This window comes from Agromyces aurantiacus (assembly GCF_016907355.1).
Taxonomy (GTDB): Bacteria; Actinomycetota; Actinomycetes; order Actinomycetales; family Microbacteriaceae; genus Agromyces; species Agromyces aurantiacus.
Window position 1 is genome coordinate 1,153,882 of record NZ_JAFBBW010000001.1, and the last position, 26,799, is coordinate 1,180,680.

The window sequence follows — 26,799 nt, forward strand, 5'->3', positions numbered from 1 at the left end:
GACGCGGCGCCCGCGTAGGGTGACCGGCATGACGGACACGCGCATCCCACCCGCCATCCAGCAGTTCGTCGACGCCACCAACCGAGGCGATTCCGCGGCGTTCGTCGAGGCCTTCGCCGACGACGCCTACCTCAACGACTGGGGCCGCGAGTTCCACGGGCGCGACGGCGTGGCGAGCTGGAACGACACCGACAACATCGGCCGGAACGCGCACTTCGACGTGCACGGCATCGTGGCGGGGCGCAAGCCCGACCAGTACCTGCTGACGGTCACCGTCTCGGGGGAGGGCTACAACGGCCCCGGCACGTTCACCTTCGACCTGCGCGACGGGCTCATCGCGCGATTCCTGATCGCATAGGCGCGCGCCGCCGCGGTCACCCGGAGGTGCCGCGACGGCGCGCGATGCGAGTGCCGGTCAGGCCGCGTCAGTCGTGACGAAGCCGTCGCAGTCGCACTTGGCCCAAGCGCCGCCGGCGAAGACGTCGGTCCGGCAGGCACCGAGGTGCTCGGTGTCGTCGTGTCCGCAGTGCCGGCATTCGGCGATCTCGAGCAGGTTCATCTCGATCTCCGATCGTGAGGGTCGGGGCGGGTGTTCGGGACCGCGTCCGACGGCCGCGCGCTCGCGCGTCGCGGCGGGGATTTCCGGGGGTGGGTGGCCATCGGGGATGGTCGGGTTCGCTCCGTGGGTCGCGGAGCGGGGGGCATGCCGGGTCGGGTGATCCCGGCATCGAGGAAGGCTAACCGGCGCGGGGCGCTGGGGTCAACGCGTTCTTCGACACGTGAAGAATACTCGAAGTTTTCGCGAGGGCACGCCATCCGGGCGTGACGTCGTCGCGCGTGCCGTGCCATCCGCCCCTAGCATTGGCCCATGAGCGCCGCAGCCCCGGCACCAGCGCCCGACACGACGACCACCTCCAGGTCGTGGCACGCGCGCCTGCGGTTCGGCACCGGCGACCGCGCGGCCGCCGCGCTGCTGCTCGTCTTCACGATCCTCGCGATCCTCTGGGCGAACTCGCCGTGGGGCGACACGTACGAGCAGTTCTGGGAGACGCCCGTCGAGATCGGTGTCGGCGACCTGGTGCTCTCCACGACGCTGCACCACGTCGTCAACGACGCCGTCATGACCTTGTTCTTCTTCGTGGTCGGGCTCGAGGTCAAGCGCGAGTTCACCCTCGGCGAGCTCACCGAGCGGGCCCGCGCGGTCGTGCCGGTCATCGCCGCGGTCGCCGGCCTGATCGTGCCCGCGCTCATCTTCGTCGCGATCGCCTGGCCGAGCGGCGAGGCGCATGCCTGGGGCGTGGTCATCTCGACCGACACGGCGTTCCTGCTCGGCGCGCTCGCGATCATCGGCCCGAAGTTCCCCGCGCGACTGCGCGCGTTCCTGCTCACGCTCGCCGTCGTCGACGACATCGGTGCACTGCTGGCCATCGCGATGTTCTACAACACGGGCATCCAGGTCGTGCCGCTCGTGGTCGCCGCCGTGCTCATGATCGTCATCGCGCTCATCCGGTTCCTGCCGGCCTGGCGCGGCCTCGCGTACGCGGTGTTCGGGATCGCGCTGTGGTTCGCGATCGCCGCCGCCGGGGTGCATCCCACGCTCGCGGGCGTGGCCGTCGCACTGCTCATCCCCGTGTTCCCCCCGCGGCGCACCGACGTCGAGCGCTCGGCCGAGTTGTCGCAAGCGTTCCGCGAGTCGCCCAACGCCGCCTACGCGGCCGCGCTCACCCGCAGCCTCCGGGACTCGCTCTCGATCAACGACCGGCTGCAGGCCGCGTGGGGTCCCTACATCTCGTTCCTCGTGCTGCCCCTGTTCGCCCTCGCGAACGCCGGCGTGCACCTCGACGCCGAGACCCTCGGCGCGGCGCTCGCGTCGCCGCTCACGTGGGGCATCGTCGCGGGCCTGGTGGTCGGCAAGTTCGTGGGCATCGCTGGCTCGACCCTGCTGATCCGGATGACGGGACTCGGCCGCCTCGCGCCGGGGCTCGGCATGCCCCGCATCGCCGGCGGCGCCGCGCTCTCGGGGATCGGCTTCACGATCTCGCTGTTCATCGTGACGCTCGCGATCGCCGACCCCGAGACGCAGGACCTCGCGCGCGTCGGGGTGCTCGCGGCATCCGTCATCGCATTCGCGCTCGGCTGGGCGATCTTCACCATCGCCGACCGCATCACGCCCCCTCAGGCCGTCGGCAAGGTGCTCGCGCGCCCCTTCGACCCGTCGCGCGACCACTTCCGCGGGCGTCCGGATGCGCCGCACCAGATCGTCGAGTACGGCGACTTCGAGTGCCCGTTCTGCAGCCGCGCGACCGGCTCGATCGACGCGGTGATCGAGCATTTCGGCGACGACGTCTGCTGGGTGTGGCGGCACCTGCCCCTCGAGGCCGTGCATTCGCACGCCAAGGAGGCCGCGCTGGCGTACGAGGCCGCGGCGATGCAGGGCCGCTTCCTCGACATGTCGCACATCATGTTCGCGAACCAGGACGCCCTCACGGCCGACGACCTGTGCCGCTACGCGCGCGAGATCGGCCTCGACGTGGATCGCTTCATCGAGGACTTCCGCTCGCCTCGGGCCCTGCACCGCGTCGAGGAGGACCAGGTCGACGCCGAGATGATGGATCTGCACTCGACGCCCACCTTCTTCGTCGGCGGTCGCCGGCACGTCGGGCCGTGGGACTCCCGGACGCTGATCCGGGCGCTCGAGGCCTCCGCGCAGCCGCGCGTCGAGCCGTCGCCGTAGCCCTGAAGGCCCGGGCCGCGTCGCCGTGGGCATTCGGTCCCACGCACCTCCATCGCGCGGGTGCAGCATGGACGCGACTCGTGAAGGGAGACGGTCATGGCCGGAGCGGAGATCGAGAGCTACCTGTCGCAGGCGCGTGCGGCGGCGAGCGGCGCGAGCTACGACGCGCAGAAGCTCTCGGAGGACTCGGTGGAGCGCCAGGCGATCCACAACCTCGTGACGGCGGTCGAGGCGCTCATCGCCGCGATCGACGCGGGTTCCTCCGGCGAGGTCGACGAGACCGAGCCGAGCATCTGACGGGGGAACGACGAGGGGGCGGATGTCGCGACATCCGCCCCCTCGCCCGACCCGGCGACTAGTCGCGCAGGTCGACCCCCTTGGTCTCCTTCACGAGCGAGACGCCGACGAGCGACACGATCGCGGCGATCGCGATGTAGACGCCGATGGTCCACGACTGGCCCGTCGACCGCATGAGCGCCTCGGCGATCATCGGGGCGAACGCGCCGCCGAGGATCGCGCCGAGCGCGTACCCGATCGAGACGCCCGAGTAGCGCACGCCCGCCGGGAACATCTCGGCGTACAGCGCCGCCTGCGGGCCGTAGGAGAGGCCGAGGCCGATCGTCATGACGAACAGCGCGACGAAGTACCAGACGATGTCGCCGGTGTCGATGAGGAACCACATCGGCACGGCCCACAGGGCGAGGAACGCGTACCCGATCTGGAACGTCCGGACGCGCCCGAGGCGGTCGGAGATGCGGCCGCCGAAGAGCGTGAAGACGAGCCAGCCGAACGAGGCCAGCGTGGTCGCGAGCAGCACCGTGGGTCGGTCCATGCCGAGCACCGTGACCGCGTAGGTCGCGAAGAACGCGATGAGCAGGTAGCCCGCGGCGTTGTTGCCGATGAAGATGATCGCGGTCAGCAGCACGTTCTTCTTGTGGCTGCGGAAGAGCTGGCCCAGCGGCGCCGACGACTCCGCCTTGCGGCGCTGGAGGTCCTGGAAGACCGGGCTCTCCTCGACCGAGCGACGGATCACGTAGCCCACCACGATGAGCACGATCGACAGGATGAACGGGATGCGCCAGCCCCACTCGAGGAAGGCCTCCTGCGACATGTTGGACGTGATCACCCAGAGCGTGAAGGTCGCGAGGATCATGCCCACGGGCACGCCGATCTGCGGGAACGCGCCGAAGAAGCCGCGCTTGCCGTTCGGTGCGTGCTCGACGGCCATGAGCGCCGCGCCGCCCCACTCGCCGCCGGCCGAGAAGCCCTGCAGGATCCGGAGGGTGATCAGCAGGATCGGCGCGGCGACCCCGATCGCGGCGTACGTGGGCAGGAAGCCGATGAGCGAGGTCGACAGGCCCATCAGGATGAGCGTGAAGACCAGCATCTTCTTGCGGCCGAGCTTGTCGCCGAGCCATCCGGCGACGATCGCGCCGAGCGGGCGGAACAGGAACGAGATGCCGATCGTCGCGAAGGAGAGCACCTGCGCGAGGCCGGGATTCACCTCGGCGAGCGGGGCGAAGAAGAGCGGCGCCAGGACGAGCCCGGCGGCCTGGGCGTAGATGAAGAAGTCGTACCACTCGATGGAGGTGCCCACGAGCGTGCCGGCGAGGACCTTGCGCTCCTCCTTGGGCATGCGCCCGGTGCGCTCGGCTTCATCATGGATGGTTGAGGTCATGCGAACTCCGTTGTTCATGCGGGGACTCGGGTGATCCAGCGCGGGGGTGGTGCGCTGCGGGGTATTGCCGACCGATCGTTCGGTTGGAAATCAGACCATAGCGCACGACAAGCGACCGGCGGTAGTCGCCGTGCGACGAGCGGTGCCGCGCGTGCGACGAACGGTTCGCGTGTTCGTCGGCTCAGCCGACCTGACCGGGGGACGAATCGGCCCACCGCAGGACGCGCATCGCGCGCAGCGTGTTCCAGCGGCTCGGTTCGCCGTCAGGCGCGTCGAGCGCGAAGTAGACCTCGCGCGGCCACGGCCGTCCTGCGACCCAGCGTCCGTCGTCGCCGCGGCGCGAGCGCAGCAGCTCGAGCGGCTCGGCCAGGCGCGCGTCGGGCGCGCCGCCGGCCTCGCGGAAGTACTCGAGCGCCCGGAGCACGTCGTAGAACCAGTAGGGCGGGAACGCGAAGTTGAGGTAGCGCTTCTTCACGACCTCGCCCGTCGAGCGGCGACGGAAGAGGCGCCGCTCGAGCAGGTACTCCTCGCCACGGCGGCGCGCCTCGGCGATCTCGCCGGCCGCCACCGCGGAGGTGCCGGCGCGCTCGACCGCGAGGAGCCCCTCGAGCACGCACAGCGTCGAGTCGAACGACGAACGGTCGGATTCCTCGCGCGGCTCGCAGTTCCAGCCGCCGTCGGGCAGCTGCTCGCCGAGCAGGCGCCGCACGAGTGCGTCCGTGCCCTCGCCGAGCCGGCCGAAGTACGCCGCGAGCGCGAGCACGCCGCCGTTGACGCACTCCTCGGTCTCACCGTCGAAGAACGGGCGATCGTCGAGCCACGGCCACACCACCCCCTCGCGCACCCGGTCGACCGCCACGCGCACCCGGGGGTCGTCGGGCGGAGCGCCGAGTCGGCGCAGCGACGAGAGCGACCACATCACGCTCCGCCGATCGCCGTCCTCGCCGTACACCTCGCCGTTCCAGTACCCGTCGTCGGCCTGCAGGGCGAGGAGCTCGGCACCCCAGCCCTCGGTCGCGACGCGGGCGCGGTCGGCTCCGACGACCTCCTCCGGCTCGTCGAGCAGGTCGCGGCGCACCTGCCAGCGGATCGCGGGATCGGCGTCGAGCATCCAGTCGATGACATCCATGCCGCCATGCTGGCCCGAGCCACCGACGCTCGGGCACCCGTTGACACCGCGGTGCCCTAGGGTGGCCGCATGCCCACGCCCGAGTTCGTGCTCGACCTGCGCCGCCGCGTCGGCACGGCCCCGCTGCCGCTCATCGGCGTGACCGCCGTGATCCTCCGGGGCGACGAGGTGCTGCTCGGCCGGCGAGCCGACACCGGCGCCCTCACGCCGGTCACGGGCATCGTCGACCCCGGTGAGGAGCCCGCCTTCACCGCGCGCCGCGAGGCCGAGGAGGAGGCCGGCGTCGAGATCCGCGTCGACGCGCTCGCGTGGGTGCACCAGGTGCCGCGGGTGACGTACCCGAACGGCGACCAGGCCGACTACCTCGACCTGACGTTCCGATGCACCTGGCTCTCGGGCGAGCCGCACTCGGCCGACGGCGAGATGACCGACCTCGCGTGGCATCCGATCGACGCGCTCGAGGGGATGGCCGAGGAGCACCGCGAACGCGTGCGTGCGGCCGTCGACGCCGATGGAGCGACCCGGTTCGAGAACGCCTGATCGCGCCGTCGGGGCCGGTCAGCGCAGGTCGAGCCGCATGACCACGCGCGGGAAGCCGGCGAGGACCGAGGTCGTGTCGGCCGCCTTCGCGAAACCGGCCCGCTCGAAGAGCGAACGCGTGCCGACGTAGGCCATGGTCAGGTCGACCTTCTCGCCGCGGTTGTCGACCGGGTAGCCCTCGATCGCGGGCGCGCCGTTCGCGCGCGCGAACTCGACGGCGCCCGCCAGCAGGTGGTGCGCGATGCCCTGCTTCCGATGCCCGGGGCGCACGCGGATGCACCACGCCGACCACACGTCGAGGTCGTCGACGTGCGGGATCCTCCGGCTCGTCGCGAAGCTCGTGTCGGCGCGCGGGTGCACGGCGGCCCATCCCACGACCTCGTCGCCGTCGTAGGCGAGCACGCCGGGCGGCGGCGTCTCGCGCACGAGCTGCGCGACGCGCTCGCCGCGCGCCGGCCCGTGGAGCGAGAGGTTCTCCTTCGAGGACGTGAGCCGGTAGCTCAGGCACCAGCACACGCTCGCGTCGGGCCGCTTGGGGCCGACGACGGCCGCGACATCCTCGAAGACGGACGCCGGGCGCACCTCGATCGACATGCCGCCCAGTCTGCCCGCCGCGTCCGACACCGCACCGCTCGGAATCGCCGGACGCCGCGGCGGGTTGCACTCGGCATGAGAGCGATCGTGTACCGCCGTCCGGGCGACTCGTCGGTGCTGGAAGCGTCCGAGCGCGAGGTCGCCGAGCCGGGACCCTGCGAGATCCGCGTGCGGGTCGTGGTGTCGGGCGTGAACCCCACCGACTGGAAGGCCCGTCGCGGCACGGGCACCTCCGCCGGCTCGGCCGCCGAGACGGTGCCGAACCAGGACGGCGCCGGGGTCGTCGAGGCCGTCGGGCCCGACGTGACCGAGTTCGCCGTGGGGGATCGCGTGTGGCTCGCCGTCTCCGCGTGGCGCCGACCCGGGTCGGGCACCGCGCAGGAGCAGACGGTCACGCTCGTCGACCGCGCCTTCCCGCTGCCCGACGGCGTCTCGTTCGACGTCGGTGCAAGCCTCGGCGTGCCCGCGGTGACCGCGCACCGCGCGCTCACCGTCGCAGAGGGCGGCCCCGACCGCCTGCGTCCCGGGGCTCTCGAGGGCGTGAACGTGCTCGTGCAGGGCGGTGCCGGCGCGGTCGGGCACGCGGCGATCCAGCTCGCCCGCTGGGCGGGCGCCAACGTCATCGCGACCGTCAGCAGTCCGCGGAAGGCAGCGCTCGCCGAGGCCGCCGGCGCCCATCACGTCGTGAACCGGCACGATCCGGACGCCGCGGAGCAGGTGCGTGCGATCGTGCCCGAGGGCGTCGACGTGGTCGTCGAGGTCGCGGCGGGCGCGAACGCCGAGTTCGACCAGGCGGTGACCCACGAGCGGTCGACGATCGCGGCCTACGGCAACGACGGCGGGATGCCGCTCGCCATCGACTTCGGTCGGGCCCTCTCGCTGAACCTCCGCTACCAGTTCGTGCTGATCTACACGATGGGCACGGCGGCGTGGGAGGCCGCCGGCGCGGCCGTCACCGAGGCCGCGCGGGACGGCGTGCTCGCGGTCGGCGAGGCCGCGGGCCTGCCGCTGCACCGGTTCCCGCTCGCCGAGACCGCGGCCGCGCACGACGCGGTCGAGGCCGGCGCGGTCGGGAAGGTGCTCATCGACGTCGCGGGGGCCTGACCGGGCCCAGACGGCCGGACGGCCGGACGGCGGGCCGCGCTCACTCCGGCTGGTTGCCGGCCGCCCCGTGGATCGTGAACGGCGTCGTCACGCCCTCGTACATGAGGTGGGCGACGAGGCCGTCGACCGCGTGCGGCAGCGTGTGGCAGTGGTCGGCCCAGATGCCGAGGTTGTCGGCGACGAACGCGATGTCGTACGTCTCGCCGGGATGCACGTCGAGCGAGTCGACGATCCAGGGGCTGCCGGATGCCGCGACGCCGTCGCGCGCGAGCACCACGACGTGGTGGCCGTGCAGGTGCATGGGATGCACGTCGCCCGAGTCGTTCACGATGCGCATCGCCACGACGTCGCCCTCGCGCACCTCGAACATCGGCACGTCGGGGAACATGCGGCCGTTGATCGTCCAGAAGTTGCCCGGGCGGCCGTCGATGATCCCGAACCGGCGCGCGATCACGTAGTCGTAGCTGCGGTCGGGCCGCGTCGGGTCGAAGCCGAGCGGCGCCGGGCGTCCGTAGGCCAGGAGGTCGAGCGTCCGCGTCGGCTGCGCGGCGTCATCGGCGGATGCCTCGTCGGCGCCGGTCGCGCCGACCAGCACGCTGCGCGCTCCGCCGACGTGCAGTCGCGCGAGCGAGCCGTCGGCCGGTGCCTGCACCGCGACATCCGCCCGCCCGCCCGCGGGGATGAGCAGCCGTTGCCCGTCGACGTCGGCGGGCTCGTGCACGTCGCGGCCGTCGATCGCGAGCACCCGGTACGGCGCGGCCGACCACACGGCCGCGGTGCCCTGGTCGGTGTTGATCACGCGCACGCGCACGGTCACGCCGGGGGCGGCGTCGACGCGCTCGTCGGCGGCGCGGCCGTTCAGCGTGTGCTCGCCGCCGTACACGTGCAGGAGCGCGGTGGTCTCGGCGTCGGCCGCGGTGCCGGGGGCCGGCGGTTCCGCCGGCTCGATCACGATCGCCCCGAGCATGCCGCGCACGACCTGGTCGTGCGAGAGCTGGTGCGAGTGGTACCAGTAGGTGCCCGCGTCGCGCGCGACGAACCGGTACGTGTACGTCCCGCCGACCGGCACGGCGTCCTGCGTGACGCCCGCGACGCCGTCGGCCGCGTTCGGCACGTCGATGCCGTGCCAGTGGAGCGTCGCGCCATCCGACACCGACTCGTTGACGAGGGTCACCTCGACGAGGTCGCCCTGTCGCGCGCGGATCTCGGGCCCGGGCGACGTGCCGTTGAGCGTGAACCCGTCGATGCGGCCGGCTCCGGGAACCTCGAACGACTCCTGACGTGCGACGAGCTCGACCCGCACGTCGGCGGGCCGGTCGGGATCCTCGGTCAGCGAGGTGACCTCGACCGCTGCGCCCGCGGCGCCGGCGCCGGATGCCGCGGCGGCGCCGGTCCCGCTCGCGCCGTGCTGCGCGTGTCCCGCGTGCCCGCCCGCCCCGGCGCCCATGTCCATGACCGAGTACTCGCCGAGTAGCGTCGAGCTCCACGCGAGCGCGCCCGCACCGAGCCCGGTCGCGACCGCGACGGCGACCGCGAGCCGGCGCACGAGCTCACGCCGTGACGGCATCGGAGCTCGCCTCCTCGGCCGGCCGGGACGGCGCGGCCGACGTGGTCGGGCGACCCCGCCGCACGCGCAGCGCCGCGATCGCCGCCGATGCGACGATGGCGAGCGCGTTGGCGCCGTGGATCAGGCCGAGGTAGGGCAGGTCGGTGATCGAGAAGCCGATCGTGGCCTGCAGGGCGACGAGCCCGAAGGTGACCGCGGCCCAGAGCCGCGCACCGCGCACCCGCACGAAGAACGAGACGACGAGCAGCACGATCGCGACGATCGGGATGATCACGCCGCCCACGAGCCCGTGGATGAGGAACCCGGTCTCGCCGACGCCCGCGGCCTGGAAGGACTCGAGCAGGGCCTTGTCGACGACGCCGCCCTCGGCGATGAGGTTCAGCATGCCGCCGAACGCGAAGGCGATCGCGGCGGCCTGCACGACGACGCCTCCCGCGATGGCCCAGGCGAGGCCGCTGTAGAGCTTGCGCATGATTCCGTCTCCTTCGTGCGGCGCCTCCACGCGGCATCCGCTCGCCCTTCACCATCCCGGTCGGCGCGCGGCGCCGGAACGAAGCGGACCGGATGCCGCGTGGCGGTGCGCCGCACGGCCGATGGGGGACAGCCGCTAAGGGACGTCGGGGGAATCCCTCTCCCGCGGGGCCGCGAGCGGGAGGACGATGGGAGGGTGTTCCGAAGGTGGGCGTGGTTCGCCGCCCTGGCACCGCTCGGGGCGGTGTCGGTGGCGTACGTCGTGCTCGCTCGCGGGTTCGCGTCCGACGACATCCCGCGGGGCGTGCTCTGGCCGCTGCTCGGCATCCTCCCGCTCGTCGCGTTCGGCCTCTGGCTGCTCACCGTGTCGACGTCGCGCGCGGCGCTGTACATCGCGTGGACGGGCACGGCGATCGCCGTCGGCGCGGCGCTCGAGACGTTCGCGAACGCGACGCCCGAGCTCGAGTCGTCACCCTGGTTCCCGCTGCTCAGCGCCGCCCGCCTGACGGTCGACGCGGTCTCGGGCGCGGCGTTCATCACCATGTTCGCGACGTTCCCCACGGGCGTGCCCGAGCGTCGATGGCAGCGGATCGCGCTCTGGTTCGTGTGGCTGCCCGTGGTCGTGGCTCCGCTGTCGGTGCTCGTCACGCCGACCCTGCTCCTCCCGCAGTTCCACGAGCCGAACGCCGAGACGATCGCGAATCCGTTCGCGCTGCCCGCGCTGTCGTGGGCGGCGCCCGCCGTCGAGTGGATCGTGCACTCCTTCCCCTCGGTCGCGTTCGGCATGGCGGTGCTGGTCGCGAGGGCCTTCTTCGGTGCGCCCGAGGTGAGGGCACGGATGCGCCTCATGACGTGGGTGGTGCTCGGGCTCGTCGTCAGCTGGTCGCTGTGGCTGTTCGTGCCGAGCCCGCCCGTCGAGGCGGCCGTGTTCGTGACCCTGGCCGCGATCCCGATCGCGGCGGTGCACGGCATCCTGCGCTACGGCGCGTTCGACATCGCCCCGGGCGCACGCGCGCAGTTCGTGGCGCGGTCCTCGACCGTGCTCATCACCGCGCTCTACGGCATCGCGGTCGCCGCGCCCGCGTTGCTGTTCGTGGACTCGCTCACGGTCGTCGGCGCGGTGCTGCTCACCACGCTCATGGCGGTCGGTCTGCTGCCGGTGCGGGGCTGGACGCAACGACGCATCCAGCGCCTGGTCTTCGGCGACCGGGACCGCCAGTTCGGCATGCTGAGCGAGCTCGGCGAGCGACTCGAGCGATCGGGCGACCCGCGCGAGCTGCTGACCCACCTGGCCGCGGCCGTGCGCGACGGGCTCGACGCGTCGTGGGTGCGCATCCGACCGGTGACGACGGATGACGCGTCCGCATGGCCTGCCGGCGTGGCCGGCGTCGTGGCCGGCGATCCGGTCGAGTCGGTCGACCTGGTGCACGCCGACGAGACCCTCGGCCGCATCGAGGTCGGACCGCGCCGGCGCGGCGAGTACAGCGACGCCGAGCGCACGGTCCTGCGCACGGTCGCCGGGCAGGCGGCGGCGTCGGTGGCGAACGTGCGCCTGACGGCACAACTGGCCGCCCGGCTCGACGAGCTCACGGCGTCGCGCGAGCGGATCGTGGCGGCACAGGACGACGAGCGGCGCCGACTGGAGCGCGACCTGCACGACGGCATCCAGCAGGACGTGGTCGCCCAGATCGCAGGGCTCCGGCTGGCCCGCAACCGTCTCGCGCGCGGTGACCTCGAGCCGGGCGAGCTGACGGCGCTGCAGGATCAGGCGCGCGCGACGCTGACCGACCTGCGCGAGCTGGCCCGCGGCATCCACCCGCCCGTGCTCAGCGACAACGGCCTCGTCGCCGCCGTGGAGTCGGGCGTCGCGCGGTTCCCCATCCCGCTGACGGTCGAGGCGGATGCCGCGGTGCGGGCCGAGCGGTATCCCGAGGAGGTCGAGACGACGGCGTACTACGTCGTGCGCGAGGCCCTGGCGAACACCGCGAAGCACGCCGGGGCGACGCACGCCTCCGTCGAAATCGCGCGCAGCGACGGGCGCCTCCGCGTCACGATCTCCGACGACGGGTGCGGCATCGATCCGTCGCTCGGGCGCGAGGCCTCGCGCGGCGGCCTCGCGAACATCCGCGACCGGGTCGCCGCCCTGCGGGGCACGGTGTCCGTGGGCGCCGACGCGCCGTCGGGTACACGCGTGCTGGTCGACCTGCCCATCGCGCGGGAGGGGAGCGTCGTTGGCTGAGGCGCCCGACCGGACGACGACGGCCACCCTGGACCGCCGGTGGGTGTGCCTGGCGACGCTCGGGCCGATCGGCCTCGCGTCACTCGCCTACATCGTCGTCGTGCGGGGGTTCGTCGACGCCGGGGTCACCGACGAGCACGGCCTCGCGTGGCCGCTGCTCGGCGCCCTGCCGCTCTTCGTGTTCGGGATGTGGCTGCTCACGGTGTCGGCGTCGCGGATCGCGCTCCTCATCGCGCTCGGGGCGACCGCGATGCTCGTCGGCTCGGCCTACGAGACGTTCGTCAACCACAACCTCGCGATCCTCACGCAGCCGTGGTTCCCGCTCTTCAACGTCGTCGGGCTCACGGCCGACGCCATGGCGACGTCGGCGCTGCTGATCGTGTTCGCCACGTTCCCCGACGGCGTGCCCGAGCGCCGATGGGAGCGGATCGCCGTCGTGTTCATGTGGACCCCGGTGCTCGTGGGCCCGCTCACCCTCCTCACGACGCCCCACGTCGTGACGCCGATGTACCTGGGCTTCACCGGGGAGGCCTTCCCGAACCCGTTCGCCGTGCCCTGGCTGGAGTGGGCCGCGCCCGCGGTGGCGTCCCTCGTCGTGCAGCCGTGGCCGGCGGTCGTGCTCGGGTTCGCCGTGCTCGTCTCGCGGGCGGTGTTCGGCACGCCCGACGTGCGGGCCCGCACGCGGGTCATGGCGCTGACCGTCGCCGCGGCGATGCTGGTCTTCGCGGCGTGGTCGTTCCTGCCCGACCTGCCGGTCGTCGAGGTCGCCGTGTACGCATCGATGATCGCGATCCCGGTCGCGGCGATCCACGGCATCCTCCGCTACGGCGCGTTCGACATCGGACCGGGGGAGCGGGGCGCCCGGGTCGAGCGCTCGTCGAACCTCCTCATCACCGTCGTGTACGCCGCGGGGGTCGCGACGCCCGCGGTGCTGCTCGTGCCGCCGCTCCAGGCCGTGCCCGCGATCCTGCTCACGACGCTGCTCGCCGTCGCGCTGCTGCCGGTGCGGGGATGGATGCAGCGGCGCCTGCACCGCGCCCTGTTCGGCGACCGCGAGCGCCAGTTCGGCGTGCTCAGCGAGCTCGGCGCGCGCCTCGAGCAGGCGGGGGATCCGGGAGACCTGCTCGCGCACCTCGCCTCGGCGGTGCGCGACGGACTGGACGCCTCGTGGGTGCGCATCCGGCTGGCCGGCGCCGACGGCGCGTTCGCCGACTCGCCCGTCGGCGTCGCAGGGGCCGCCGACGGACCCGGCTCCGGTCCGGCCGGCGAGCCCGCGCTGTCGTGCGACCTGGTGCGGGGCGACGAGCGGCTCGGCCGCATCGACGTCGGCCCGAGGCGCCGGGGCGAGTACGGCGACGCGGAGCGGACGCTGCTGCGGACGGTCGCGGGCCAGGCCGCGGCATCCGTCGCGAACGTGGGCCTCACCGCGCAGCTGGCCGAGCAGCTCGACGAGCTGACCGCCTCGCGTGAGCGGCTCGTGGCCGCGCAGGACGACGAGCGCCGCCGCCTCGAGCGCGACCTGCACGACGGGATCCAGCAGGACATCGTCGCGCAGATCGCGGGCCTGCGCCTGGCGCGGAACCGGCTCGAACGAGGCGAGCTCGCACCGGACGAGCTCGCCGAGCTGCAGGACCACGCCCGCGAGACGCTGACCGAGCTGCGCGAGCTCGCGCGCGGCATCCACCCGCCCGTGCTCAGCGACAACGGGCTCGTCGCGGCCGTCGAGTCGGGCGTCGCCCGGTACCCCATCCCGCTCGACGTCGAGGCGGATGCCGCGGTGCGGGCCGAACGCTACCCCGAGGAGGTCGAGACCACGGCGTACTACGTGGTGCGCGAGGCCCTCGCGAACACCGCGAAGCACGCGCATGCGACGCACGCGTCGGTCGGGCTCGCGCGTGACGACGGGCACCTGCGCATCGCGATCAGCGACGACGGGTGCGGCATCGAGCCGGGCGTCGCAGGCGTCTCCCACGGCGGCCTCGCGAACATCCGCGACCGGGTCGCCGCGCTGCGCGGCACGATCTCGATCGCGCCGAACCGCCCATCGGGCACGATGGTGCTCGTGGAACTGCCGGTGGGGGAACGCGATGGATGATCAGCGCACGCTCCGCGTCGTCATCGCGGAGGACAACTACCTCGTGCGCGAGGGCGTGCGGCGCCTGCTCGAGGACTCCGGCGAGATCGACGTGGTCGCGGGCACCGGCGACGCCGCCGAACTGCTCGACGCGGTGCGGCGGTTCTCGCCCGACGCGGTGCTCACCGACATCCGGATGCCGCCCGGCCACCACATGGAGGGCATCGAAGCCGCCCGGGAGATCCGCGCCGCGCACCCCGACACGGGCGTCGTCGTGCTGTCGCAGCACGCCGACGAGAGCTACGCGCTCGCGCTGTTCGCCGACGGCTCGGCGGGGCTCGGCTACCTGCTGAAGGACCGGATCGGCGACCTCGAGGACCTCGTCCACGCCCTGCGCGAGGTGCGCGCCGGCGGCTCGGTCATCGACCCGCAGATCGTCGACACGCTCGTGCGGCGACGGAGCGCGGCCGCGTCGAGCCCGCTCGCGGCGCTGTCGCCGCGCGAGCTCGAGGTGCTGCGTGAGATGGCCCGCGGCCGCACGAACGCGGGCATCGAGCAGTCGCTGTTCCTGTCGTCGTCGACCGTCGAGAAGCACGTCAACGCGATCTTCACGAAGCTGCGCCTGCCCGAGAGCGGCGTGCACCGTCGGGTCGCCGCGGTGCTGGCGTTCCTCCAGGACGGCGGCGCGAACGCGCCCGAGTGAGCTCAGCGCCCGGCCGGCTCGTGCACCTGCACGGCTGCGCCGACGAGCGGGGCGTCGTCGCCGAGCGCGGCGCGCACGACGCGCAGGTCGCGCGCCGCCGGGAGCACGGCCACCGCGTGCGCCGCCGCCTCGACGAGCTGCACGTAGTCGTCGGCCACGCGCGAGAACCCGCCGCCGATCGCGACGACCTCGAGGTCGAGCAGCGCGGCGCACGCGGCGATCGCGTGCCCGACGGCCTCGGCCGAGCGCCGCACGGCCCGGAGCGCGACGGGGTGGCCGGCACGGTAGTCGGCGGCGAGCGCGCGGCCGTCGAGGCCGGGCGTGCCCTCACCGGGCGTGTCCTGGCCGGGCGCGCCGAACGCGCGAGCGTCGGGCCCGCGCCATCCGTGCTCGAGCGCCCACCGCACGGTCGCCGGCCCGGCGGCGACCGCCTCGACGGTCGCGCCGACCGGGTCGCCGGCACCCGGCCGCCGCACCCAGACCTGGCCGACATGGCCGGCGTTGGCGCTCGCGCCGTGCACGACCCGGCCGTCGAGCACGATCCCGCCGCCGATGCCGGTGGAGACGACCATCGCGATGCCGTTCCGGACGCCGCGCAGCGCGCCGAACCGATGTTCGGCCATCGCGATGCAGCGGCCGTCGAGCGCGATCCGCACCGGTCCGCCGTTCGCGAAGGGCTCGACCACGGGGGCGAGCGGGAAGTCGCGGATGCCGGGCATGTTGAGCGGTGAGATGCGCGTGCCGCCGCCGAGGAGGGGGCCGGCGCTGCCGACCCCGACGCCGACGATGCGGTATTCCGGCGACCCCGCTCCGGCGGCGCGCTCAGCGTGCGAGGCCGAGCGCCCGCAGGCCGTCGCGATCGCGTCGGCGAACGTGTCGGGGGTCTGGCCGGGGCCGCTCGCGGTGCGGTGCCGGCTGCCCGGGACGATCCGTCCGGTGGCGTCGACGAGCGCGGCGTCGACCTTCGTGCCGCCGATGTCGACGGCGAGGGCCACGTCGATGGGCATGCGGCCTCCCTCGTCTCGGGGTCATCATCCCGCGTGGGAGCGCTCTCGGCGAGCACCCGCGCGTGGACGCGCCAGCGAGGCGTTCGGACACGAGCGGATAACGATCTCCGCTTCAGGCGGCCGGCGTCTTTCCTCGTGCGCGGCCGCGACCTACGATCGCTGCATTCGTCATCGCCCCTACCGCGACGCGAAGCGGGCTCACGACCCGACCCGACGTCCTGGTCGTGAGCCCTTCCTCGTGTCCGGAGGCGGAAACGCGGTTCAGGCCGCGAGGGCCGCCGCGAGGCTCTCGCGCACGATCGCGAGACCGCGCTCGAGCTCGTCCTCGGTGATGGTGAGCGCCGGCAGGAACTTCAGCACCTCGTCGAAGGCGCCCGAGGTCTCGATGACGAGCCCGCGCTGGAACGCCTCCTTCGAGACGCGGCCCGCGAGCGTGCGGTCGGCGTCGCACGCGAGCCCCTGCATCAGGCCGCGGCCACGCGGGACGAAGCCGAGCTCGGGGTGCTCGGCGGCGATCCGCTCGAGGTGGCCGCGCAGGAGCTCGCCCTTGGCGGCGACGCCCTCGGTGAACGCCGAGTCGACCCAGTACGTCTCGAGCGCGACGCGCGCCGAGACGAACGCGAGGTTGTTGCCGCGGAACGTGCCCGTGTGGGCACCGGGCTTCCAGACATCGACGTCGGGGCGCAGCAGCACGAGCGACATCGGCAGGCCCGAGCCCGAGATCGACTTCGACACGGTCACGATGTCGGGCACGATGCCGGCGTGCTCGAAGGCGAAGAACGTGCCCGTGCGGCCGACGCCGGCCTGGATCTCGTCGAGGATGAGGAGGATGCCGCGTTCCGCGGTGATCGCGCGCAGGCGCTGCAGCCACGGCGCGCTCGCCACGTTGATGCCGCCCTCGCCCTGCACGGCCTCGACGATGACCGCGGCGGGCAGGTCGAGACCCGAGCCCGGGTCGTCGAGCATCTTCTCGAAGAGGTCGAGCGTGTCGACGCCGGCGCCGAGGTAGCCGTCGTAGGGCAGGCGGGCGATGTCGTCGAGTCCGACGCCGGCCGCCGAGCGGTAGTGGCTGTTGCCGGTCGCGGCGAGCGCGCCCATGCTCAGGCCGTGGAACGCGTTGGTGAACGCGACGACGGTCGAGCGGCCGGTCGCCTGACGGGCGACCTTGAGCGCCGCCTCGACGGCGTTCGCGCCGGTCGGACCGGTGAACTGGAGCTTGTGGTCGAGACCGCGCGGCTCGAGCACGAGCCGCTCGAACGCCTCGATGAACGCCTTCTTGGCCGAGGTGGCCATGTCGAGGCCGTGGATGATGCCGTCGCGCTCGAGGTACTCGATGAGCGCGCGCGTGAAGGCGGGGTTGTTGTGGCCGTAGTTCAGCACGCCCGCTCCGGCGAAGAAGTCGAGGTACTCGCGCCCGTCGGCGTCGACGAGCGTGGAGCCGGTCGCGCGGTCGAACACGGTCGGGAAGGCGCGGATGTACCCGCGCACCTCGGACTCGCGACGGTCGAAGACGTCGAGTGCGGTGGAGGTGTCCAATGCGGTGGCGCCGCTCATGGCAGGCGGGCTCCTCTCGGTGAAGGGGGCGGTGCTTCGAGACTACGTCCTCCGGCCGAGTGTCGCGTGTGCGCGCCATCCGGTCGCCCGGACGGGACCTGGGTCCTCGATCGAGGGGTGCGGCGCGACTAGCGTGGCGGCAGGGGAAGGGGGCCCGCATGGATGTCACCGACAACGGACCCGAGCCGAACGCGTTCGACATCGAGGCCGCGACGAAGGACAACGAGAACTACCGCACCGTCGCGTGGACCGGCAGGTACCTGCAGGTCACGCTCATGTCGATCCCGGTCGGCGAGTCGATCGGCCTCGAGGCGCATCCAGAGACCGACCAGTTCCTGCGGCTCGACGCCGGCCGGGGCCGGGTGAAGATGGGACCCACGAAGGACGACCTCTCGTTCCAGCGGGATGTCTCGGACGGCTGGAGCATCCAGGTGCCCGCCGGCACGTGGCACGACGTCGAGAACACGGGCGACGAGCCGCTCCAGCTGTACACCGTCTACGCCCCGGTGCACCATGCGGCCGGCGCGGTGCAGGTGACGGCCGACGACGCCGAGCGCGACGAGGAGGCCGGCGCGGACGAGCCGCCGGACTGGGCGGTCGAGCCCGAGGGCGGGGAGCCCGACCGGCACGCCTGAACGGGCGACCGCGGTGCGGCCGTGCGCCGCGGCCGCACCGGCCCGGTCAGGGCGCGGACGCGGCGCGACGCCGGCGCTCGATGCCCTCGAGCAGGAGGTCGAGCCCGAACTCGAACTCCTCCTGGTCGTCGCACCAGCCGAGCGTCGAGTCGGGGTCGACGTGCGCGACCTCGGCGAGCATGGCGGCCAGATGGGGTGCCAGCGCCGACATGGCCTCGAGCTCGGCGGGACCGGGCGTCGAGGCGTTGTCGTCGGGGCCGAGCTCCTGCACGAACCCGTACATGCGGCTGCCGAGGGCGTGCAGCGAGTGGTGGATGAGGTCGTGCGAGAGGCCGCCCGAGCGCATCAGGCCGACCACGCCGTCGACGTACCGGGCCTGCGCGGGCCCGAAGCTGCCGCGCGACTCCATCACGACCGGCACCCACGGATGGCGCAGCAGCACGCGCCGTGCCCCGAGGATGCGGGCGCGCAGGGCGGTCGCCCAGCCGGCGGGTGCCGGGGCGGCCGCGGAATCGCCGACCTCGCGCGCGATCTCCTCGAACGCGACCTCGACGACGCCGTCGAGGATCGCGCTCTTGTTGGGGAGATGGTGGTAGAGCGACATCGCCTCCACGCCGAGCTCGTCGGCGAGCGCGCGCATGGTGAGTGCGTCGAGGCCCCGGCGGTCGGCGAGGTCCATCGCGGTCTGCAGCACGCGATCGCGCGTGAGCGGCGAGCGCTGGGCGGTGCGGCTCGTCGGCATGTCCTCCACGGTACTCCCTCGCCTTCCCCGCTTTGCCTCTGGACGGCGCCGGGCGATGCAGGTATCTTACGACGTAAGGCTTACAACGTAAGGGAGTTCGTCATGACCGATTCCGAGACCGCGACCGCGGCATCCGCACCCACCCGCGCGACCACCATGCGGGCCGCCGTCGTCGACCGCTTCGGCGGCCCTGAGCACGTCCGCGTCGACCGGGTGCCGAAGCCCGAACCCGCGGCCGACGAGGTGCTCGTGCGCGTGCGCGCCGCCACGGTGAGCGTGGCCGACCACCGGCTCCGCGCCCGCGACATCCCGCGCGGCCTGTCGCTGCTGGTCGCGCCGACGATCGGCCTGTTCCGTCCGCGCGTGCACGTGCTCGGCATGGACGTCGCGGGCGTCGTCGAGTCGGTCGGCTCCGCCGTCACGCGGTTCGCGCCCGGCGACGAGGTGATCGCGATGCTGGGCTCGCGCATGGGCGGCCACGCCGAGTACGTCGCCGTCCCGCAGGGCGGCGACATCCCACGGAAGCCGGCGACCCTGTCGTTCGAGGAGGCCGCGGCGATCGTGTTCGGCGGCCACACGGCCATGCGGTACCTGGCGCGCGTCGAGCTCCGGCCCGGCGCGGAGGTGCTCGTCAACGGCGCGTCGGGCGCGGTCGGCATCGCGGCGGTGCAGCTCGCCGCCCGACGTGGTGCGCGCGTCACGGCCGTCACGAGCGCACGGAACGCCGCGCTCGTTCGCGCCAACGGCGCGAGCCGGGTCGTCGATCACGAGCGGGAGGACTTCGCCGCAGGCGCTTCGGGCGCCTACGACGTCATCGTCGAGTGCGCGGGCACGGCGCCGTTCCCGCGCGTGCGGCACCTGATCCGGCCGGGTGGAGCGCTGCTGCAGGTGATCGCCGACCTCGGCGACATGCTCGCCGCGCCCTGGCGGTCACGCCGCAGCGGCATCCTCGTGACCTCGACCGGCGATCGGGTCGGGCCCGACGGGATGCAGCGGCTCGCCGAACTCGCGGAGGCGGGCGACATCCGGCCGGTCATCGATCGCGTGGTCGAGCTCGACGGCATCGTCGACGCGCACCGCTACGTCGACACCGGGCGCAAGCGCGGGAGCGTCGTGGTGCGGCTCGGGTGAGCCGCCGCGCGTGAGACAGTGTCGGACGTGACCTCCGACCCGCTCCCGATCTCCGACACCCTCCACGCATCCGGCGACGCCTTCACGCTCCGGCGCGCCCGGCCCGACGACGTCGAGGCGCTCGTGCGGCTGATCGCGGCCGACTCGCTGCGCGCCGCCGAGTTCGGCTTCACCGACGCCGACCTCGCGAGCTATGCCCGCGCGTTCCAGGCGATCGACGCCGACCCCGCCCAGCTCCTCGTGATCGTCGAACGCGACGGCGGCGAGCCGGCCGGAACGATGCAGCTCACGTTCATCCCCGGCCTCTCGCGCGGGGGAGCGACGCGCCTGCAGATCGAGGCCGTGCGGGTCGCCGACGACCTCCGCGGTCGCGGCGTCGGCTCCGCGATGATCCGGTGGGCCCTCGACCACGCCCGCGAGCGCGGCGCGCGCCTCGTGCAGCTCACGTCCGACGCCCGCCGCGACGACGCGCATCGCTTCTACGAGCGCCTGGGCTTCGAGGCCTCGCACGTCGGGTTCAAGCTTTACGTCTGAGGCCCGGCCGGCGGCAGCTCGGGACGGTGCAGGCGGCCGAGCATGCGCTCGGCGCCCGCCGGCGTGCGGCGGTCGAGCAGCGAGACGACGATGCCGGCGAGTGCCGCCGCCGGGATCGTCCACGCGCCGGGTTGGGCGAGCAGCGCCGCCCAGGCATCGCTGCGCGGGCCGAGCGCCGCCGTGGCGATGAGCGCCGCAGCGCACAGCGTGGATCCCACGACCATCGACGCGATCGCGCCGCGCGCCGTGAGCCGCGGCCACCAGATGCCGAGCACGATGACGGAGGTCAGCGCCGACGCGGCGAAGACGAACACGTTGCCGACCGAGCTGACCAGCCCCTGCGGCACGGTCGCGAGTGCGACCACGAGCGGCACGGCGGTGGTGAACAGGGCCGCCCAGCGGAACGAGCGCACGGTGCCGTGGAACAGGTCCTGGCTGACCGCGCTCGAGAGCGAGACGACCAGGCCCGACGAGGTGCCGAGGAACGCCGCGAGCGCCCCCGCGACGACCAGCGCCGTCAGCAGGTCGCCGACGATGCCCGGGAACAGGCGCGACGGGAGCAGCAGTGCCACGGTGTCGGCGACGCCCGGCCGGGCGAGGTCGGGCGCGACCGCGCGGGCGATCAGGCCGATGGTGCCCGACACCATGTAGAACGCGCTGATGAGGCCGATCACGATCACCGTCGTCCACCGCGCCGACCCGCCCGTCGGGCTGGTGTAGAACCGCACGAGCACGTGCGGCAGCCCGATCGTGCCGCACAGGAGCGCGATCAGCAGCGACGCGGTCGTGTAGAGGTCGAGTCCGCCCGGCCCGCTCTCGTGCGGGAACACGAGCGCCGGGTCGATCGCGGGTTCGCGTCCGCCGGACGCGATCGCGAAGAAGACGACGGGCACGGCGAGCGCGCCGAACTTCAGCCAGAACAGGAACGCCTGCACGAACGTGATCGAGCGCATGCCGCCCGCGGCGACCGAGCCCCCGACGACGATCGCGACGCCGACCGCGCCCATCCACGGCGGGACGTCGGCGACGACGTTCACCGCGAGCGCGGCGCCGTGCAGCTGCGGCACGATGTACAGCCACCCGATGACGAGCACGAGCACGCTCGTGATGCGTCGCGCCGCGAGGGAGTCGAGCCGGGCGTGCACGAAGTCGGGGATCGTGTATGCGCCGCTCCGGCGCAGCGGCGCCGCGACGAACACGAGCACGAGCAGGTACCCGGCCGCGTAGCCGATCGGGAACCAGAACGCCTCGGCGCCCGAGAGGAGCACGAGCCCCGACAGGCCGAGGAACGTGCCCGCCGAGAGGTACTCGCCGCTGATCGCCGACGCGTTCCACCACGGCCGGACCGTGCGCGAGGCCACGAAGAAGTCGCTCGTCGTGCGCGAGACGCGCACCCCGTACACGCCGATGCCGGCCGTCACAGCCAGCACGAGTGCGACCGCCGCGCCGGTGAGGAACGCGTTCATTCGTGCTCCACGAGCGCGTTGAACCGGCGTTCGGCGCGCCGCGCGAGCACCGCGTAGATGAGCGCGTGCACGAGGATGATCGGGAAGAAGCCGTACGCCTGGATGAGCCACGGCACGGGCACCCCGGCGACCACGACGTCGTCGAGCGCCGGCACCCGCGTGATCAGCACGATCACGCAGGCCACGACCACGACGAACGAGAGCACGGTCGCGAGCGCGAGCCGCGCCTGCGCGCGCATGAGGCTGCGGGTGAACATCGTCTCGGCCTCGCCGACCGGCACGGCTCCCGCACGCACCGGCGGGCGGTGCCGCGCCGCCGCGGCCGGGTCGACCGACGTCACGCGCTCGCGCGCCGGGCGATCGCCTTCGCTCACCGTCGGTCCTCGCGCGCGTGCAGGATCGCGTCGCGCACCGATCCGACCGAACGGCGGCTCACGGGGATCTCCTCGCCCGCGACGACGACGGCCGGGTGCGCGCCGCTGAGGCGTGCGGTGGTGATCGCGGCGCGGTCGACGAGGTACGAGCGGTGCACGCGGATGAAGCCCGCGCTCGCCCAGCGCTCCTCGAGGTCGGAGATGGACTCGCGGACGAGGTGGCTGTCGGTCTCGGTGTGCAGCCGCGCGTAGTCGCCCTGCGATTGGACCCAGCGGACGTCGCTGCGGTGCACCACGCGCATCACGTCGCCGACCTTGACCGGGATGTGCTCGTCGGCGACCGTTCCCGGATCGCCGGACGCGTCGCGGCCGGTGAGGATCCGCGCGACCGCGCGCTCGAGCCGCTCCCGGCGGATCGGCTTCAGGATGAAGTCGACCGCGGCGACGTCGAAGGCCTCGACCGCGCCCGCCTCGTCGGCCGTCACGAACACGATCGCCGGCGGGCGGGCGAACCGCGTCATCGCCCGCGCCAGGTCGAACCCCGAGAGGCCGGGCATGTGGATGTCCAGGAACGCGGCATCAACGGGCTGCTCCGCGAGCAGGCGCACGGCCTCCGACCCCGACGACGCGCGCAGGATGCGGCCCACCCGCGGGTCGCGCCGGAGCAGCAGCTCGAGCTCGTCGAGCACGGGGCGCTCGTCGTCGGCGATGAGGACGTCGATGGTCGCGGGAGCCGTCATCCGCTCGGCCTCTCGGTCTCGTGGAAGGGCTGGGACTTGGGGATGCGCATGCGCACGAGGGTGCCCGCACCGGGGTTCGTCTCGACCACGAGCGCGTGGTCGTCGCCGTAGATTCGCCGCAGGCGCGAGTCGACGTTGCGCAGGCCGACGTGGTCGGCGCGGCCCGGCGCGGTGAGCAGCCCGCGGAGCTCGTCGGGCGACATGCCGACGCCGTCGTCGTCGACCGTGATCTCGGTGTGCGTTCCGTCGTCGTGCGCGCCGATCACGATGGTGCCCCCGCGCTCGCGCGGTTCGAGCCCGTGGCGCACCGCGTTCTCGACGAGCGGCTGCACGCTGAGGAATGGGATGACCGTCGCCAGCGTCTCGGGTTCGACCTGCAGGGTCACCGTCAGCCGCTCCTCGAAGCGCGCCCGCTCGAGCTCGACGTAGGAGTGCACGCTGCGCAGCTCCTCCGCGAGCGTCGTGAACTCGCCCTGCCGGCGGAACGAGTACCGGGTGAAGTCGGCGAAGTCGAGCACGAGGTCCTTCGCGCGCTCGGGGTCGGTGCTGATGTACGACGCGATCGCTCCGAGCGAGTTGTAGATGAAGTGGGGGCTGATCTGCGCGCGCAATGCCCGCAGTTCGGCCTCCGCGAGCGCCGCCCGCGAGGTCTCGAGCTCGCCGAGCTCGAGCTGCCGCCCGCACCACCTCGCCACCTCGGCCGTCGCGCGCACCAGCGGGGGCCGCACGCGATCGGCGAACGCGACGATCGCGCCGACCGTGCGGCCGTGTACGACGACCGGTGCGCCGACCGCGGGCGCCGACGGCGCGCCGGACACCTGGCGGCGGCCGGACTCGACGACGCTCGACGCGACCTGCCACGCGGCATCCGAGAGCCCCGGCCGACCGTCGACCGAGAGGATGCGCTCGGTGTCGGCGATCGCGATCGCGTCGCTGCCGAGCAGCGAGCGCAGCGCGCGCGCCGCGCGCTGGGGGTCGCCCGAACCGAGCCCGCCGCGCAGGTGCACGGCCGCGCGCGACGCGAGCGAGAGCGTGCGGAACGTCGCCCGCTCGACGTCGCTGCCGAGGTCGCGCGAGCCGCGCGCGAGCCGCCACACGACCTGCAGGAGCAGGGTCAGCGCGATGCCGATGCCGACCCCGACGAGGATCGGCAGCCATGCATCGTCGATCATGCGCCCTCCTGTCACGGCGGCGTCAGCAGCAGCGGGCCCCCGGGTTGCGGTCCTGATCGTCCATTCTCGCGCGCCAGAAGGCGCGTTCGGTGAGGGGCGGATGCTCCGGGCCGTGGTGTGCGCGGTGGTGCTCGAGATAGCGGCGATACGCCGTGTCGCCCATGAGCTCCTGCAGGTACCATCCGACCGCCCCGACGAGGCGGCGGACGGCGGGCAGGGCCGCGCCCGCCCGGACCTGGATCCGGGCGGGGCGGCCGTGGCTGCCGGCGGTCATCAGTGCCGCACCGACTCGGGACGCCGATCGGCGGGGAGCGCGGCCCACTCCTTCTCGAGCGCGGACTCGGCCTTGGTGGGGATCAACCCGGCCGGCGCGAACCGGCGGGAGGCCACCGCGGCATCCTCGTGATTCTCGCCGCCGCCGTTGCGGATGGCGACGATGGTCGTGCGCACCGAGGCGATGAGCACGACGATCGCGAGGGTGACGAAGACGATCGACAGCGTGCCCTGCACCGCGGTGTTGCGGACCACCGCCTCCATCGCCTCGACGCTGGGCGCCGTGCCGAACGAGGTCTCGCCGGCCTCGAGGGCGTTGCGGAACGCGATGTGGTTGGCCCAGTAGCCCACCTGCGGCACCGGCGAGAAGATCTTGAACATCGACGCGGTGATCGTCACGACGGCGGCGAACGCGAGCGGCAGCGCCACGATCCAGAGCCAGCGGACGTAGCTCCGCCCGCGCTTGGCGACGATCGCGAGCACGACCGAGAGCGCGATGACCGCGAGCAGCTGGTTCGCGATGCCGAACAGCGGGAAGAAGGTGTTGATGCCGCCGAGCGGGTCGGTGACGCCGAGGATCAGGATGTAGCCCCATCCGGCGACCATGATCGCGGTCGTGATCCAGACGCCGGGCCGCCAGGCGGTGTCCTTGAACTTCGGGATCACGTTGCCGATCGAGTCCTGCAGCATGAAGCGCGCGACGCGGGTGCCGGCGTCGACCGCGGTCAGGATGAAGAGCGCCTCGAACATGATCGCGAAGTGGTACCAGAAGCCCGCCATCGCGGCCCCGCCGAAGGCCTGCTGCATGATGTGCGCGAGGCCGAGCGCGAGCGTCGGTGCGCCGCCGGTGCGCGAGACGATCGACTCCTCGCCGACGGCGGCGGCCGTCGAGGTCAGCATGTCGGGCGTGAGGTTCACGCCGGTCAAGCCGAGCGAGTTGACGAACGCGACCGCGCCCTCGACGGTGCCGCCGGTCGCGGCCGCCGAGGAGTTCATGGCGAAGTAGATCCCGCGGTCGAGCGAGATGGCCGCGACGAGCGCCATGATCGCCACGAACGACTCCATGAGCATGCCGCCGTAGCCGATGAACCGGGACTGGCGCTCCTTCTCGAGGAGCTTCGGCGTCGTGCCCGAGGCGATCAGGGCGTGGAATCCGGAGAGGGCGCCGCACGCGATGGTCACGAACAGGAACGGGAAGAGCGAGCCCGAGAAGACCGGGCCGATCTCGCCGCCCGCGAACTCGCTGAACGCGGGGACCGTGATCTCGGGGCGCACGAGCACGATCGCGCCGGCCAGCATGACGATGACGCCGATCTTCATGAACGTCGACAGGTAGTCGCGCGGGGCGAGCAGCAGCCACACCGGCAGGACCGCGGCGATGAAGCCGTAGACGATGATGCCCCACGCGATCGCCGTGCGGTCGAGGTGGAACACCTCGGCGCCCCACGGGGTGCCCGCGACCCATCCGCCCGCGACGATCGCGGCGATGAGCAGGACGAAGCCGATGATCGACACCTCGGTGATGCGACCGGGGCGGATGTACCGGAGGTAGACGCCCATGAACAGCGCGATCGGGATCGTCATGGCGACGCTGAAGACGCCCCACGGGCTCTCGCCGAGCGCGTTCACGACGACGAGCGCGAGGATCGCGATGATGATCAGCATGATCAGCAGCGAGGCGACGATCGCGGCGGTGCCGCCGATCCTCCCGAGCTCGTCGCGGGCCATCTGGCCGATGCTGCGGCCGCCGCGGCGCATCGAGAAGAACAGCACGAGGTAGTCCTGCACGGCGCCGGCCAGGATGACGCCGACGATGATCCAGAGCGTGCCGGGGAGGTAGCCCATCTGCGCGGCCAGCACCGGGCCGACGAGCGGACCCGCGCCGGCGATCGCGGCGAAGTGATGGCCGAACAGCACGCGACGGTCGGTCGGGACGAAGTCCTTCCCGTCGGCCCGTACCTCGGCGGGCGTGGCGCGACGGTCGTCGGGTCGCGCGATGTAGCGCTGGATGACCTTGGAGTAGAAGCGGTAGCCGATGAGGTAGCTGCACACGGCCGCGAACACGAACCAGATCGCGTTCACGGTCTCGCCGCGCACGAGCGCGAGCATGACCCACGCCACGCCGCCGAGCAGCGCGATCGCGGACCAGAGCAGGATCTTGGGCACCGTCCACTTGGACTCCCGCTCGAGCTCCGCCTCGGGGACGGCGGTGTGCGGCAGGGACGGATCTGATGCGAGCGTGCCGTCGTCGCCGGATCCGGCGTCGAGGGTCGGCTGCGGGGGTTGCGACGTCATTGTCTCCTCCTGGGGGTCGCGTCGTTGCGCGGGACGCGCTCAC

At 73.0% G+C, this 26,799-nt stretch carries 26 protein-coding genes; 11 read left to right on the top strand and 15 right to left on the bottom strand.

All coding sequences use genetic code 11. The annotated features are described in order from the left end of the window. Nucleotides 1–28: 28 nt before the first annotated feature. Nucleotides 29–358, top strand: a complete 330-nt coding sequence (locus JOD46_RS05410) for a nuclear transport factor 2 family protein (protein ID WP_204392243.1) — start codon at nucleotides 29–31, stop codon at nucleotides 356–358. Nucleotides 359–415: 57 nt separating this feature from the next. Here the strand turns inward: JOD46_RS05410 and JOD46_RS05415 are convergent, their stop codons facing one another. Continuing rightward, nucleotides 416–559: a hypothetical protein gene (locus JOD46_RS05415; protein ID WP_204392245.1), complete on the bottom strand. Its 144-nt coding sequence runs from the start codon at nucleotides 557–559 to the stop codon at nucleotides 416–418. 309 nt (nucleotides 560–868) lie between these two features. Between JOD46_RS05415 and nhaA the strand changes: the two genes are divergently transcribed. Beyond that, complete coding sequence (gene nhaA / locus JOD46_RS05420) at nucleotides 869–2,734, top strand: Na+/H+ antiporter NhaA (RefSeq protein WP_204392247.1); 1,866 nt, start codon at nucleotides 869–871, stop codon at nucleotides 2,732–2,734. 96 nt (nucleotides 2,735–2,830) lie between these two features. Next, on the top strand, nucleotides 2,831–3,031 hold the full coding sequence (locus JOD46_RS05425; protein ID WP_204392249.1) for a hypothetical protein: 201 nt from the start codon (nucleotides 2,831–2,833) through the stop codon (nucleotides 3,029–3,031). 58 nt (nucleotides 3,032–3,089) lie between these two features. Here the strand turns inward: JOD46_RS05425 and JOD46_RS05430 are convergent, their stop codons facing one another. Both JOD46_RS05430 and JOD46_RS05435 read right to left on the bottom strand, forming a co-directional pair. Beyond that, entirely contained in the window at nucleotides 3,090–4,412 is a 1,323-nt protein-coding gene (locus tag JOD46_RS05430) for an MFS transporter (protein WP_204392251.1), read from the bottom strand. 181 nt (nucleotides 4,413–4,593) lie between these two features. Then, complete coding sequence (locus JOD46_RS05435; RefSeq protein WP_204392253.1) at nucleotides 4,594–5,541, bottom strand: prenyltransferase/squalene oxidase repeat-containing protein; 948 nt, start codon at nucleotides 5,539–5,541, stop codon at nucleotides 4,594–4,596. Between the two features lie 69 nt (nucleotides 5,542–5,610). Between JOD46_RS05435 and JOD46_RS05440 the strand changes: the two genes are divergently transcribed. Then, the gene (locus tag JOD46_RS05440; protein ID WP_204392255.1) at nucleotides 5,611–6,081 is read left to right on the top strand and encodes an NUDIX hydrolase; all 471 of its coding nucleotides are present in this window, start codon (nucleotides 5,611–5,613) and stop codon (nucleotides 6,079–6,081) included. Nucleotides 6,082–6,099: 18 nt separating this feature from the next. Here JOD46_RS05440 and JOD46_RS05445 read toward each other — a convergent pair whose 3' ends face one another. Then, a complete protein-coding gene (locus tag JOD46_RS05445) occupies nucleotides 6,100–6,675 on the bottom strand; it encodes a GNAT family N-acetyltransferase (protein ID WP_204392258.1) in 576 nt (191 codons plus the stop codon). A gap of 75 nt (nucleotides 6,676–6,750) precedes the next feature. On the opposite strand from JOD46_RS05445, the gene JOD46_RS05450 reads away from it, so the two are divergent. Then, the gene (locus JOD46_RS05450) at nucleotides 6,751–7,779 is read left to right on the top strand and encodes an NADPH:quinone reductase (RefSeq protein WP_204392260.1); all 1,029 of its coding nucleotides are present in this window, start codon (nucleotides 6,751–6,753) and stop codon (nucleotides 7,777–7,779) included. A 40-nt stretch (nucleotides 7,780–7,819) separates the two neighbouring features. On the opposite strand, the gene JOD46_RS05455 is transcribed toward JOD46_RS05450, so the two are convergent. Next, nucleotides 7,820–9,346: a multicopper oxidase family protein gene (locus JOD46_RS05455; RefSeq protein WP_204392262.1), complete on the bottom strand. Its 1,527-nt coding sequence runs from the start codon at nucleotides 9,344–9,346 to the stop codon at nucleotides 7,820–7,822. Continuing rightward, entirely contained in the window at nucleotides 9,330–9,818 is a 489-nt protein-coding gene (locus JOD46_RS05460; protein WP_204392264.1) for a hypothetical protein, read from the bottom strand. The genes JOD46_RS05455 and JOD46_RS05460 overlap by 17 nt, the downstream gene beginning before the upstream one ends. Before the next feature lie 195 nt (nucleotides 9,819–10,013). Between JOD46_RS05460 and JOD46_RS18885 the strand changes: the two genes are divergently transcribed. Genes JOD46_RS18885 through JOD46_RS05475 form a run of 3 tightly spaced genes read left to right on the top strand, consistent with a single transcriptional unit; the run spans nucleotide 10,014 to nucleotide 14,833 of the window. Further along, on the top strand, nucleotides 10,014–12,056 hold the full coding sequence (locus tag JOD46_RS18885) for a sensor histidine kinase (RefSeq protein ID WP_204392266.1): 2,043 nt from the start codon (nucleotides 10,014–10,016) through the stop codon (nucleotides 12,054–12,056). Further along, entirely contained in the window at nucleotides 12,049–14,151 is a 2,103-nt protein-coding gene (locus JOD46_RS05470; RefSeq protein ID WP_204392268.1) for a sensor histidine kinase, read from the top strand. The genes JOD46_RS18885 and JOD46_RS05470 overlap by 8 nt, the downstream gene beginning before the upstream one ends. Further along, nucleotides 14,144–14,833: a response regulator transcription factor gene (locus tag JOD46_RS05475; protein ID WP_204392270.1), complete on the top strand. Its 690-nt coding sequence runs from the start codon at nucleotides 14,144–14,146 to the stop codon at nucleotides 14,831–14,833. Before JOD46_RS05470 ends, JOD46_RS05475 begins: the two co-directional genes overlap by 8 nt. 2 nt (nucleotides 14,834–14,835) lie before the next feature. Here JOD46_RS05475 and JOD46_RS05480 read toward each other — a convergent pair whose 3' ends face one another. Both JOD46_RS05480 and ectB read right to left on the bottom strand, forming a co-directional pair. Beyond that, nucleotides 14,836–15,840: an ROK family protein gene (locus tag JOD46_RS05480; RefSeq protein WP_204392272.1), complete on the bottom strand. Its 1,005-nt coding sequence runs from the start codon at nucleotides 15,838–15,840 to the stop codon at nucleotides 14,836–14,838. A gap of 261 nt (nucleotides 15,841–16,101) precedes the next feature. Continuing rightward, nucleotides 16,102–17,394: a diaminobutyrate--2-oxoglutarate transaminase gene (gene ectB / locus JOD46_RS05485; RefSeq protein ID WP_204392274.1), complete on the bottom strand. Its 1,293-nt coding sequence runs from the start codon at nucleotides 17,392–17,394 to the stop codon at nucleotides 16,102–16,104. Between the two features lie 158 nt (nucleotides 17,395–17,552). Between ectB and JOD46_RS05490 the strand changes: the two genes are divergently transcribed. Beyond that, entirely contained in the window at nucleotides 17,553–18,029 is a 477-nt protein-coding gene (locus JOD46_RS05490) for a cupin domain-containing protein (protein ID WP_204392276.1), read from the top strand. Nucleotides 18,030–18,075: 46 nt separating this feature from the next. Here JOD46_RS05490 and JOD46_RS05495 read toward each other — a convergent pair whose 3' ends face one another. Next, a complete protein-coding gene (locus JOD46_RS05495; protein ID WP_204392279.1) occupies nucleotides 18,076–18,771 on the bottom strand; it encodes a TetR/AcrR family transcriptional regulator in 696 nt (231 codons plus the stop codon). A 102-nt stretch (nucleotides 18,772–18,873) separates the two neighbouring features. On the opposite strand from JOD46_RS05495, the gene JOD46_RS05500 reads away from it, so the two are divergent. After that, entirely contained in the window at nucleotides 18,874–19,902 is a 1,029-nt protein-coding gene (locus JOD46_RS05500; protein ID WP_204392281.1) for an NAD(P)-dependent alcohol dehydrogenase, read from the top strand. 27 nt (nucleotides 19,903–19,929) lie between these two features. Next, nucleotides 19,930–20,436 carry a GNAT family N-acetyltransferase gene (locus JOD46_RS05505; RefSeq protein WP_204392283.1) on the top strand — a complete coding sequence of 169 codons (507 nt, stop codon included), beginning with the start codon at nucleotides 19,930–19,932 and terminating at the stop codon, nucleotides 20,434–20,436. On the opposite strand, the gene JOD46_RS05510 is transcribed toward JOD46_RS05505, so the two are convergent. Genes JOD46_RS05510 through JOD46_RS05535 form a run of 6 tightly spaced genes read right to left on the bottom strand, consistent with a single transcriptional unit; the run spans nucleotide 20,427 to nucleotide 26,756 of the window. After that, nucleotides 20,427–21,902: a sodium/solute symporter gene (locus tag JOD46_RS05510; protein WP_204392285.1), complete on the bottom strand. Its 1,476-nt coding sequence runs from the start codon at nucleotides 21,900–21,902 to the stop codon at nucleotides 20,427–20,429. The two genes, JOD46_RS05505 and JOD46_RS05510, sit on opposite strands and share 10 nt — an antisense overlap. Beyond that, nucleotides 21,899–22,276, bottom strand: a complete 378-nt coding sequence (locus tag JOD46_RS05515; protein ID WP_204392287.1) for a heavy metal transporter — start codon at nucleotides 22,274–22,276, stop codon at nucleotides 21,899–21,901. Before JOD46_RS05515 ends, JOD46_RS05510 begins: the two co-directional genes overlap by 4 nt. Next, nucleotides 22,273–23,016, bottom strand: coding sequence for a LytR/AlgR family response regulator transcription factor (locus JOD46_RS05520; RefSeq protein WP_204392289.1), 744 nt, complete (start codon nucleotides 23,014–23,016; stop codon nucleotides 22,273–22,275). The genes JOD46_RS05515 and JOD46_RS05520 overlap by 4 nt, the downstream gene beginning before the upstream one ends. After that, nucleotides 23,013–24,188 carry a sensor histidine kinase gene (locus JOD46_RS05525; RefSeq protein WP_204392291.1) on the bottom strand — a complete coding sequence of 392 codons (1,176 nt, stop codon included), beginning with the start codon at nucleotides 24,186–24,188 and terminating at the stop codon, nucleotides 23,013–23,015. Before JOD46_RS05525 ends, JOD46_RS05520 begins: the two co-directional genes overlap by 4 nt. 22 nt (nucleotides 24,189–24,210) lie before the next feature. Beyond that, nucleotides 24,211–24,462 (bottom strand): YbdD/YjiX family protein, encoded by a 252-nt coding sequence (locus JOD46_RS05530; protein WP_204392293.1) that lies wholly within the window; start codon nucleotides 24,460–24,462, stop codon nucleotides 24,211–24,213. Further along, nucleotides 24,462–26,756, bottom strand: a complete 2,295-nt coding sequence (locus JOD46_RS05535; RefSeq protein WP_204392295.1) for a carbon starvation CstA family protein — start codon at nucleotides 26,754–26,756, stop codon at nucleotides 24,462–24,464. The genes JOD46_RS05530 and JOD46_RS05535 overlap by 1 nt, the downstream gene beginning before the upstream one ends. Nucleotides 26,757–26,799 lie beyond the last annotated feature (43 nt).

Coding starts and splice junctions, on each gene's coding strand:
- nhaA (WP_204392247.1), top strand. CDS start 869: ATGAGCGCCGCAGCCCCGGCACCAGCGCCCGACACGACGACCACCTCC.
- JOD46_RS05430 (WP_204392251.1), bottom strand. CDS start 4,412: ATGACCTCAACCATCCATGATGAAGCCGAGCGCACCGGGCGCATGCCC.
- JOD46_RS05510 (WP_204392285.1), bottom strand. CDS start 21,902: ATGAACGCGTTCCTCACCGGCGCGGCGGTCGCACTCGTGCTGGCTGTG.
- JOD46_RS05425 (WP_204392249.1), top strand. CDS start 2,831: ATGGCCGGAGCGGAGATCGAGAGCTACCTGTCGCAGGCGCGTGCGGCG.
- JOD46_RS05495 (WP_204392279.1), bottom strand. CDS start 18,771: ATGCCGACGAGCCGCACCGCCCAGCGCTCGCCGCTCACGCGCGATCGC.
- JOD46_RS05410 (WP_204392243.1), top strand. CDS start 29: ATGACGGACACGCGCATCCCACCCGCCATCCAGCAGTTCGTCGACGCC.
- JOD46_RS05535 (WP_204392295.1), bottom strand. CDS start 26,756: ATGACGTCGCAACCCCCGCAGCCGACCCTCGACGCCGGATCCGGCGAC.
- JOD46_RS05480 (WP_204392272.1), bottom strand. CDS start 15,840: ATGCCCATCGACGTGGCCCTCGCCGTCGACATCGGCGGCACGAAGGTC.
- JOD46_RS05500 (WP_204392281.1), top strand. CDS start 18,874: ATGACCGATTCCGAGACCGCGACCGCGGCATCCGCACCCACCCGCGCG.
- JOD46_RS05455 (WP_204392262.1), bottom strand. CDS start 9,346: ATGCCGTCACGGCGTGAGCTCGTGCGCCGGCTCGCGGTCGCCGTCGCG.
- JOD46_RS05475 (WP_204392270.1), top strand. CDS start 14,144: ATGGATGATCAGCGCACGCTCCGCGTCGTCATCGCGGAGGACAACTAC.
- JOD46_RS05450 (WP_204392260.1), top strand. CDS start 6,751: ATGAGAGCGATCGTGTACCGCCGTCCGGGCGACTCGTCGGTGCTGGAA.
- JOD46_RS05435 (WP_204392253.1), bottom strand. CDS start 5,541: ATGGATGTCATCGACTGGATGCTCGACGCCGATCCCGCGATCCGCTGG.
- JOD46_RS05440 (WP_204392255.1), top strand. CDS start 5,611: ATGCCCACGCCCGAGTTCGTGCTCGACCTGCGCCGCCGCGTCGGCACG.
- JOD46_RS05525 (WP_204392291.1), bottom strand. CDS start 24,188: ATGATCGACGATGCATGGCTGCCGATCCTCGTCGGGGTCGGCATCGGC.
- JOD46_RS05530 (WP_204392293.1), bottom strand. CDS start 24,462: ATGACCGCCGGCAGCCACGGCCGCCCCGCCCGGATCCAGGTCCGGGCG.
- ectB (WP_204392274.1), bottom strand. CDS start 17,394: ATGAGCGGCGCCACCGCATTGGACACCTCCACCGCACTCGACGTCTTC.
- JOD46_RS05460 (WP_204392264.1), bottom strand. CDS start 9,818: ATGCGCAAGCTCTACAGCGGCCTCGCCTGGGCCATCGCGGGAGGCGTC.
- JOD46_RS05490 (WP_204392276.1), top strand. CDS start 17,553: ATGGATGTCACCGACAACGGACCCGAGCCGAACGCGTTCGACATCGAG.
- JOD46_RS05520 (WP_204392289.1), bottom strand. CDS start 23,016: ATGACGGCTCCCGCGACCATCGACGTCCTCATCGCCGACGACGAGCGC.
- JOD46_RS05415 (WP_204392245.1), bottom strand. CDS start 559: ATGAACCTGCTCGAGATCGCCGAATGCCGGCACTGCGGACACGACGAC.
- JOD46_RS05445 (WP_204392258.1), bottom strand. CDS start 6,675: ATGTCGATCGAGGTGCGCCCGGCGTCCGTCTTCGAGGATGTCGCGGCC.